Genomic DNA, 9105 nt, shown 5'->3' with positions numbered 1-9105 from the left:
TGGGGCTACCCGAGTAGGAAAACAGGGAGTAAAATCCTTCAATTGGAACGCAGACAGAGGAGCGAGGACGACAATGAAAAAGTTGCAGAATTTGGCCTTTCTGGCGGTAGTGATCTTTGCGGGTGCGATGGCGCAGTCCTGCAGCGATGATGTTGCCCAGTTTCTGGGGATCAAGGTGGACGCCGCGGTGAACAACTTGTATGCCGGGGATCTCTCGGGCCAGCTCGGCAATAATTGCGGGATGGGCTGCGATGGCGACCCCGACAACGACACGATGATCAAGAGCTGGAGCGTGTATGGCACGGACTCTGCTTCGATCACCATCGACGGGCACGAGTGCAATTACGACCCGGGCATGATGGTCGACGCCGATGCGATCCAGGCTGGCCTAATTGCCGCCGTTAACGGCGAGGACAGCGATTGCGGTCCCGACAATACCCACACTGTGGCCTCGGCGGGCAGCCTTCTCGTCGAGGGCCTCTTCGGCGGTTGGAGCTTCGCGACGTCGTACAGCGGCGGTTTGGAAAGTGAGATGGTGGAGCAGGAACCCGGCAGGGATGCTTATGCGCTTGCCCGCCTCCTCACGTGGTTCGGCATGGATGCCGGTCGCTGGGCGACGGCCGATCTGTTTGCGCAGGCAGTGACCGAAGACTCGTGGCCCGATGCCGGTCCCTACGCCTACTTCGCCCAGGAAACGGCCAACTGCAATCGTGCCGACCTGATGACGGAGGGTGACGATTCCGCAGGCACGGCGACGGTTACGACTGCTGTCCATGGGGAGGTGCTGGCCGCGATGGCTTCTATAAAGGAGTCCCCCAATAACCAGACTCCGAGCGACACCACGATCGATGGTGTCACCTACATCGTCACCTACCACAATTGCGAAGTGACCGGTAATTTCTGGGGTGACGCGACCGAAGAGACGGTGACCCTCAATGGCACGACCACCCTGCGGGTGAGCTACGACCCGGCGCTTCAGGGAACGACCATCGCGACCGACGAGCAGGAAACGGCTGACATGTCGGGTGTGGTGACTGCCGCGGTAGACGGAGACACCGGTGTGATGGTGATCAACGCCAAGGACGTGGGCTGGGACACCGACGGCGACCGCGACGGCGGATTCTGCATGAACGGTGGCAGCGTCGTCTTCGGGGACGTCGATACGGACGGGCTGGACGATTCCTGCCTCTCTGGCGGGACGTTCATTCCCTACAGCTTCATGTTCGGGATTCCCGATCTCGACGTCACTCCCTGACCGACGGTAAACTGCTGAGAAACCAAAAAGGGCCTCCCGTTCGGGAGGCCCTTTTTCTTGCCTATGTGGGTAGGGAAAGCCTCTGAAGCGGCGCCCCGAGGTCTTGCCATCAGCCCGTATCCGTCCTATGAGTAGCCGCTCGAAACGACCGCCAGCGGAGAGGTGAGAGAGCGGTTGAATCTGCCTGACTCGAAATCAGGTGTACCGCAAGGTACCGTGGGTTCGAATCCCACCCTCTCCGCCACTTTTCTGCTATATCCCCTGTATGGACAAATTTCTGCAAGCTGCCATCGAAGAGGCCCGCAAGGGCCTGGACGAGGGCGGGATTCCCATTGGATCGGTGATCGTGAATGAGGGGCGCATCATCGGCCGCGGACACAATCGCCGGGTTCAGCAGGGCAGCGCCATCCTGCATGGCGAGATGGACGCCTTCGAAAATGCCGGACGTCAGAGCGCGCAGGTCTATCGCGAGTCGGTGCTCTACACCACGCTCTCCCCGTGCTCCATGTGCAGCGGGGCGATTCTTCTGTATGGCATTCCCAAAGTCGTAGTCGGGGAAAACAGGACCTTTCTGGGAGAGGAAGAACTGCTTCACTCTCGCGGCGTCGTTGTCGAGGTGTTGCAAGAGCCTGCCTGCATCGAGCTGATGGAGAACTTCATTGCCGCCAACCCGGAACTCTGGAACGAGGACATCGGCGTCTGATCTGTTTCGGGGCGTAAAGGGTGAGACATTCCAGCCGATCTGTAAGCGTCTACGCACTTTTTGAGAGAAAAATCGCTGCGCTTGGCAATCGCGCCTTGCCGCCGCCCTGACGGTCGTGTCATTTTTTGCCTCCCATCAATTGGAGGCAGCGCATGTCCGTCACCCGCGATGATCTCGAACGCTACATCGACACAGTCGCATCCCGAGTGGAGAACCCGGTTCACGGGCTCTTCGGTCCGGGTTCCATGGTCTGGGAGATCAACCGCGAGGTAATCAACATCCTGGCGGGGGGAAGGGCGCTGCTCCTGCAGACGGCGCATCCCTATGTCGCCCACGGCGTGGACCAGCACTCCAACACCAAGAGCGATCCCCACGGGCGCTTCAAGCGCACCTACCTGAACATCGCGGCGGTGGTCTTCGGCAGCCTCGAAGACGCCACCGTGGCGGCGCGCCGCGTGCACGCCCTGCATGGCACCATCAAGGGCAAGATCACCGAGGGGATCGGGCGCTACCGGCCCGGCGATGACTACGAGGCCAACGTAGAGCCCGCGCTCCTGTGGGTGCACGCGACCCTCTGGGAGAGCGCAGTGTTTGTCTACGAGCAGACCATCCGCCCGCTGAGCCTCGCCGAGAAGGACCGTTACTGGGAAGAGGGAAAGCTCTTCGCCTACATGTTCGGCATCTCTGACGAGACGCTCCCGCCCGACTGGACCCAGTTCATGGAGTATTGCAACCGGATGTGGGAGGCCGACGAACTGGGGGTGGGAGAGCAGGCGCGCGACATCGCAAACTGGGCGCTCACGCCGCCGCTCCCCTCGCTTACGCCGGCCATGTGGCTCTACAAGATCGTGACCGCCGGGCTGCTGCCGCCGCGCTTTCGCGAGGAATTCGGGTTCCGCTACGGACCCGTGCAGCGGGCGGTTTTCAAGACCTTCATGACGAGCGTGCGCACGGCCTATCCCCTTACGCCGAAGGCCTGGCGCTACGTTCCGGCCTACGTCGACGCCCAGCGCCGCATTCAGGGGCTCGAAGGCCGCGACAAGCTGGCCGAATACCGCGAGAACCTGATGATGCGCCTGCTGGAGGCCCGCGGCAAGGCCGGGGTTTGAGCGCGCAACAACTTCGTTGCCAGGGCCTGCTACTCGGTCACGGGAAGCCGTACGGGGCCCCCATCAGATCGGGGAAAACCGGTGCACGCAGCAGGGTTTCTATCTCCGCAACGGGTAGCGCCTTCGCGCACAAGAAACCCTGAATTTCATCACAACCCAGAGACTGGAGGATGGCTGCCTGCTCGTTGGTTTCGACGCCCTCGGCAATGACCTGAAGACCCAAATTGTGGCCCAGGTCGACGGCAGCCTGCACGATCGAATTATTCTTGTCGTCGGCGCTGAGATCACGGACGAAGGACTGGTCAATCTTCAGGCGGCTGACCGGGAATTCGCGAAGATAGCGCAGCGATGAATAGCCGGTGCCAAAATCGTCAATGGCCAGTTGAATGCCCAGCGCATGGAGCCGGCGGGTTATGATCACCGCGTCTTCGGGATACTTGGCAAGAATGCTTTCGGTCAGTTCGAGTTCCAGGCGTTCTGGCGGGAAACCCGTCTGCGTCAGTGTGCGCCGGATGATGGCAACCAGATCCTGGTTTTGAAACTGCGCGAACGAGAGATTGACCGAAAGGCGCTCGGGGCAGATGCCTTCGTCGATCCACTTGCGTCCCAGGGTGCAGCACTCGCTGAGTACAAACTGCCCGAGCTGGCTGATCACACCGATGTCTTCAGCGGCGGTGATGAACGTGCCGGGCATCCGCAACGTCCCATCCGGGTATCTCCAGCGAACCAGGGACTCCATTCCTGCCAGGGCCCCGTCCTGCAGGCGCACCTGCGGCTGGTAGAAGACCTCGAACTCCCCCTGCTTGACGGCCCTGCGCAGGTCCGATTCCAGCGTGGCCCGGCTCTGGGCATTGGCATGCATGGTAGGAGAGTAGAAACGGAAGGTGTTGCGGCCCTCGTATTTGGCTTTGTACATCGCGAGGTCGGCGTTCGAGAGGAGTTGTTCGGGAGTCGTTCCGTCTCTGGGGTAGAGCGTAATGCCGATGCTGACGCTGGCATTGATCTCACGGTCATCGAGATTGATTGGTTCCGACAGCTCGCTGATGATTCGCCGTGCCAGTCGCATGGCATCGTCGTCGGACTCAACGCCGTTTTGCACAATGGCAAACTCATCACCTCCCACGCGGGCCAGCAGGTCCCCCTCGCGCATGACCTGTCGGATTCGCCGGGAGACGCTTTGGAGCAGGCGATCACCGGTGGAGTGGCCCATCGCATCATTGATGATCTTGAAGCGGTCAAGATCGAAATAGAGCACGGCAAGAGAGTGCCCGGAATCGGTCGCACTGGAGATGGCGTGCGCCATGGCATTGTTGAAGCTGACTCGATTGGGCAGGCCCGTGAGTGGGTCGTGAGCGGTCAGGTGTTCAACACGCTTTTCGGCCGCCTCGCGGGCGGACACGTCCTCCTGGATGCCGACGAAGCTGACAATCTCTTGATGGTTGTTGTATAGCGGCATCAGCGTTTGGCGGGACTGGTAGAGGGAGCCATCCTTGCGTTTGTTGGTAAAATCGGCGCTGAAAGTCTCGCCGCGAAGCAGGTGCGACCAAAGGTCCTGATAAAAGCGCTTGTCGTGTTTGCCGGACTTGAGCAATCGCAGATTCTGGCCGATGAGCTCCTTCGCTTCATATCCGGTGATCTGTTCAAAAGCGTGGTTGGCCCATGCCACGTCCCCCTTGCGATCGGTAACCACGACCCCGTTGACGGTTGAGGAGAGCGCTGCATCCTGGCGTAGTAACATCTTGCGATGGTCGGCGCTCTTCCAGGCAATTGCCAGGTTGCGACCCACATCGCTTAGTAGCTGAATGTGCAGATCGCTGATCCCCTGCGGGTGGCTGGCGTAGACGGCGAGAAAGCCTACAACCTCCTGCCCGGTTGCCAGGGGAATGACGGCCGAACACTGCAGCCCAAATGGGGTCGCCCGTTTATGCCAGGGTGCAAACTCAGGGGAGTCGATGTTGTGGCGCTGGACCTCTCCGGTGCGAATGGCACGTCCCCCAGGTCCATTTCCCTCGGGCGTATCATCCCATCGAACGTTGATGCCCTGCACATAACCTGCTGCCGCACCCTGCGCAGCGCGGCAGGTGACAGAGCCATCCGCTTGCTTGGCGCCAATCCAAGCCAGTGAAAGATCGTAGAGCCGGGCGGTGTTGTCGCAGAAAGTCGCGAGAATGTCGTCGAGGGGCTCGTCATTGATGACCGCACTGTCCAAAGCCGCCGCCAGCTCAAGGCTGATTCCCTGCAGTTTTCGTTTTGTAATGTCGATGATCGTGCCTTGCAGCTCGATGATGTCGCCGTTTTCATCCTTGATCAGGTTCGTGCTCTCGGAGACCCAGACAATGGTTCCGTCCTTTTTGATCAGGCGGTAATCCATAGTGAACTCGGATTGCCCGCTCCCGACAAAACTATTCCAATGGGCCTTCACATCGGCCAGGTCATCCGGGTGGATGATGGAAGCATAGTCTCGCTGGTTTTCCAGAAAGTCTTCCGGGCAAAAGCCCAGGCGTTCGATGTTTCGGGTTACGAAGTTAACAGGCCAGCCCTCTTTATTGCTCCAGCGAAAGAGAATGGCGGGGCTCTTCTCGATCAGAACCTTGCTGAGCTGGGCTTGCTGCTCGATGAACTTGCGTTCGGTAACCTCTTCATCGACGGCGATCACCCGCTGGGAGCTGAAATCATTTGTGTGGATGCGCCTTCCGCGGGTACGGAGCCAGATCCAGTGCCCGGCGGCATGGCGGACGCGGAATGTGAGATCAAATTCATCAGCTTGTCCGGCAAGAAACCCGGCACGAACGGCAATGACGAGGGGCCGATCTTCGGGGTGTATCCGCTCGACGAGGTAGGACATTTTGGGAGGGAAGGCGCCGATCGGTTCACCGAGCATCTCATAGTGGCGTGGCGAAAGCGCCATATCGTCGCTTTTGCCGTCCCACTCCCAGACCGCCCCTTTCATGGTCGAGATAGCGAGCGCAAATCGCTCGCTCTCAAGGCGAAGCTGTTCGCGGGCTGCTTCGCGTTCGGTGACGTCGTTGACAATGCAGAGCATTCGCTTGTCGGTTGGAAGGGACAGCAAACTGCAGAACAGTTCGACCTCTCGCTCCGCGCCGGACTTCAGTTTGTGACGGGAACGAAGGTTTCTGTGATTCTGGCCCAGAGGAGGGATAGACGAGTCATCGGCAAACAGTTCAGTGACGTGCTTGCCGCAGAACTCTTCATAGTCGTAGCCGTAGAAGGAACAGGCCGTATCGTTGACGTCGCGAATTTCATGTGTATCTTGATCGAACAGCAGAATGATTGCACCGAAATTGGCGAGAAGCTCGCGGTAGCGCTCTTCGCTTTCGGTGAGTGCATCTTTGGAGGTCAGTTCAAGTTCGTTTTGGCGACGTGCGTAAAGGTAGAGTATGGAGCCGGTGACGAGAACAAAGGTGAGCCCCTTGATGAGTTCGAAGAGAGCGCCTTCGAGTTCCGCAAGATCAAATCCGAGTCCGATAATCGTACTAAAAAAAATCCACAGGCCGGCTATGGCAATGTACAGTAGCGCGAGGCGTTGTGCAGAGCGATCTTGCATTGTCCCCCAAACGCCGCAAGGCTTGTGAGAATCCGGGATGTCCGTCATGAGGCACCCCATATGCGGGGTTCCATCGATGGCTGACTACTCGGGGCGAATTCCCCACAGTTTACAGACTAATGCACTTGCACGTGAAATTGAAAGGCGTCACACGAGTGAGCGTATCGATTTGAGCCACTCGAACCCAACCACAGTGGGACTGGACGCTTTGCGCGAGGAAATCCTTGTCGCATTGCGCAAGATCCAGGGGGCGATGCATTATGAACCGGCGCCCCGTGGATTGCTCTCTGCGCGCGAAGCGCTGGCTTTGCATCTCTCGGCCAAGGGAATTGACGCCGATCCCTCGCGGATGCTCCTGACGGCCTCGACGAGCGAGGCCTACTCCTTCCTGTTCAAGCTGTTTTGCGACCCGGAGGACGAGATCCTGGTCCCGGCGCCCAGCTATCCGCTACTCGAACACCTGCTCACCCTCGAATCCGCGCGGCCGGCGCCCTACCACCTCTGCCTGACGGAGGGGGGCTGGCGCATCGACTTCGATTCGCTGGAAAACGCGCTCACGGTTCGGACCAAGGCGCTGGTCGTTATCAACCCCAACAATCCCACGGGCAACTGCCTGGATCCCGAAGACCGGGCGCTCCTTGTCGAGATTGCCCGGCGCGAGCGGCTGGCACTCATTTCCGACGAGGTGTTTCTCGATTACGGATTTGATGGAGCGGATTTGAGCAGTCACTCGCTGGCAGGGCAGAGCGAAGTGCTTTGCTTTGTGCTGGGCGGTCTCTCGAAGTCGCTGGCTCTGCCGCAGCTCAAGCTCGGCTGGATGCTGGTGAGCGGGCCCGAAGCCGAGCTTTCCGAATGCCTGGATCGGCTTGAGTTCATTGCCGACAGCTACCTCTCTCTGGCCGCGCCGGTGCAGGTGGCGCTTCCCGGATTGCTGGCCCTGGAAGCGGCGCAGCAGGCGCCGATCAAGAAACGGCTTGCCGAAAACCGCGCCGCGCTGGCCGAGCTGCTGAGCGGCGGCGTGCTTGGTGTGCTCCCCGCGCAGGGGGGCTGGTATGCGGTGATTACGTTGCCCGATGGGCTCGATGATGAGGCGCTCGCCATTGAGTTGGTGTGCGAGGATGGCGTGATCGTGCAGCCCGGCTACTTCTTCGATCTCGAATCGCCCGCGTCCGTGGTGGTCAGCCTGCTCACGCCGCCGGAGGATTTCCGGGCCGGGATCGCCGCCCTGTTGAAGCGCGCCCGCGGCTAGGCCCAGCGGGAAAACGGATTCTTTACGAGTGCGGCATTGAGATACCGCGGATCATGGGTGACTTCCTCGCCCAGCCACTCGGGGCGGGCAAAGTCTGCGTCTTCGTCGGGCAGCTCGATCTCGGCAACGATGAGTCCGGCATTCTCGCCGCCAAACTCGTCGACTTCCCAGACAAAGCCTTCAATCGTAACCAGGTGACGGGTCTTCTCGATGAGCGGCCCCTCGCACAGGGCGAGCAGCTCGCGCGCATGCTCTGGCGGGATCGGATACTCGAACTCGTGTCGGGCGATGCCTTCGGCCGCGGCCTTGATGGTCAGCCAGGCCTGCGCGCCTGCAAGGCGCACGCGGATGCTCTTGCCGACCGTGTTGAGCAGGTATCCCTGGGAGAATCTGGCGCTGCTGGTGGCGGCGCTGCGCCAAGCATCGCCGCGCACCAGAAACTTGCGCTCGATCTCCCTGGGCAAGGACTACTCTTCCTCGGCGAGGGTCTCGGGAGTGACTTCGGCGGCCTCGAGGAAGTGGCGAATCGCCATGATCTCGTCCTTGGACTCCAGGCTGTGGCCATGGGGAATCGCGAAGGAATTTTCCTGACCGTTGAGCTTGACCTTCAGGCGGCCATGGCTCGTCTCTTCAATATCGGCCTCGAGGGCTTCGAAGAGATGGACGATCTGTTTCCAGTCTATGTTGGTGTTGATCGGGTGAGCAAAAATGTGCTCGAGGGTGTGCTTGTGCTTGTGACGCATGGTTGAGGTCTCCTCCAAAAGCGGGCTCATGGTGGGCAAAAAAACGCCCTGCTGCAAGTCTCCGGGGTGCTTTCTCAGGTGAGCGGCGTGACCGGGGTCGGACGGCGATTCTCGTCGAGGGCGACCATGGTCACTTCCCCGCGGGTGGCCCGGACGCGCTCGCCGGTGAGCATGTCCTCGGAAAAGAGTTCCACGTCCACAATGATGGAGGTCTTTCCCGTGCGGACGACGGTGGCAATCGCCTCCACCAGGTATCCCACGCGGATGGGGTGGTCGAAGTCCACGCGGTCGATGCTGGCGGTGACTACCTCCTGGTGGCAGTAGCGCGAGGCCGCGACGAAGGCCGCCATGTCGAGCATCTTCATGGCCTCTCCGCCAAAGAGGGTGCCGTAGTGGTTGGCCTGCTCGGGAAAAACCATCTGGGCGATGCGGGCCTCGGTTCTTGATGGCTCGGTCATGAATGCCTCCTGCGCGCCGGAGC

The 9105-nt window shown here is 60.3% G+C and carries 8 protein-coding genes and 1 tRNA gene; 5 read left to right on the top strand and 4 right to left on the bottom strand.

Annotation, left to right across the window (positions count from 1 at the left end; translation table 11 throughout):
- Positions 1–73: 73 nt before the first annotated feature.
- From KDH09_08060 to KDH09_08045, 4 genes are all read left to right on the top strand, one after another.
- Positions 74–1255, top strand: a complete 1182-nt coding sequence (locus tag KDH09_08060) for a hypothetical protein (protein ID MCB0219631.1) — start codon at positions 74–76, stop codon at positions 1253–1255.
- Between the two features lie 156 nt (positions 1256–1411).
- A tRNA-Ser gene (locus tag KDH09_08055) sits at positions 1412–1499 on the top strand.
- A gap of 21 nt (positions 1500–1520) precedes the next feature.
- On the top strand, positions 1521–1958 hold the full coding sequence (locus KDH09_08050) for a nucleoside deaminase (protein MCB0219630.1): 438 nt from the start codon (positions 1521–1523) through the stop codon (positions 1956–1958).
- A gap of 152 nt (positions 1959–2110) precedes the next feature.
- Positions 2111–3067, top strand: coding sequence for a DUF2236 domain-containing protein (locus tag KDH09_08045; protein MCB0219629.1), 957 nt, complete (start codon positions 2111–2113; stop codon positions 3065–3067).
- 37 nt (positions 3068–3104) lie between these two features.
- Here KDH09_08045 and KDH09_08040 read toward each other — a convergent pair whose 3' ends face one another.
- Positions 3105–6680 carry an EAL domain-containing protein gene (locus tag KDH09_08040; GenBank protein MCB0219628.1) on the bottom strand — a complete coding sequence of 1192 codons (3576 nt, stop codon included), beginning with the start codon at positions 6678–6680 and terminating at the stop codon, positions 3105–3107.
- A gap of 205 nt (positions 6681–6885) precedes the next feature.
- Here KDH09_08040 and KDH09_08035 point away from each other — a divergent pair, with 205 nt between their 5' ends.
- A complete protein-coding gene (locus KDH09_08035) occupies positions 6886–7881 on the top strand; it encodes a pyridoxal phosphate-dependent aminotransferase (protein MCB0219627.1) in 996 nt (331 codons plus the stop codon).
- Here KDH09_08035 and KDH09_08030 read toward each other — a convergent pair.
- The 3 genes from KDH09_08030 to KDH09_08020 form a co-directional block, all read right to left on the bottom strand.
- Complete coding sequence (locus KDH09_08030) at positions 7878–8345, bottom strand: CYTH domain-containing protein (protein ID MCB0219626.1); 468 nt, start codon at positions 8343–8345, stop codon at positions 7878–7880. The genes KDH09_08035 and KDH09_08030 overlap by 4 nt on opposite strands.
- 3 nt (positions 8346–8348) lie before the next feature.
- The gene (locus KDH09_08025; protein MCB0219625.1) at positions 8349–8624 is read right to left on the bottom strand and encodes a hypothetical protein; all 276 of its coding nucleotides are present in this window, start codon (positions 8622–8624) and stop codon (positions 8349–8351) included.
- A 74-nt stretch (positions 8625–8698) separates the two neighbouring features.
- On the bottom strand, positions 8699–9082 hold the full coding sequence (locus KDH09_08020) for an acyl-CoA thioesterase (protein MCB0219624.1): 384 nt from the start codon (positions 9080–9082) through the stop codon (positions 8699–8701).
- Positions 9083–9105: the final 23 nt, after the last annotated feature.

The organism is Chrysiogenia bacterium (assembly GCA_020434085.1).
Lineage (GTDB): Bacteria > JAGRBM01 > JAGRBM01 > JAGRBM01 > JAGRBM01 > JAGRBM01.
The sequence above is the reverse complement of the archived record's forward strand: the minus strand, read 5'-3'. Positions and strand labels throughout refer to the sequence as shown.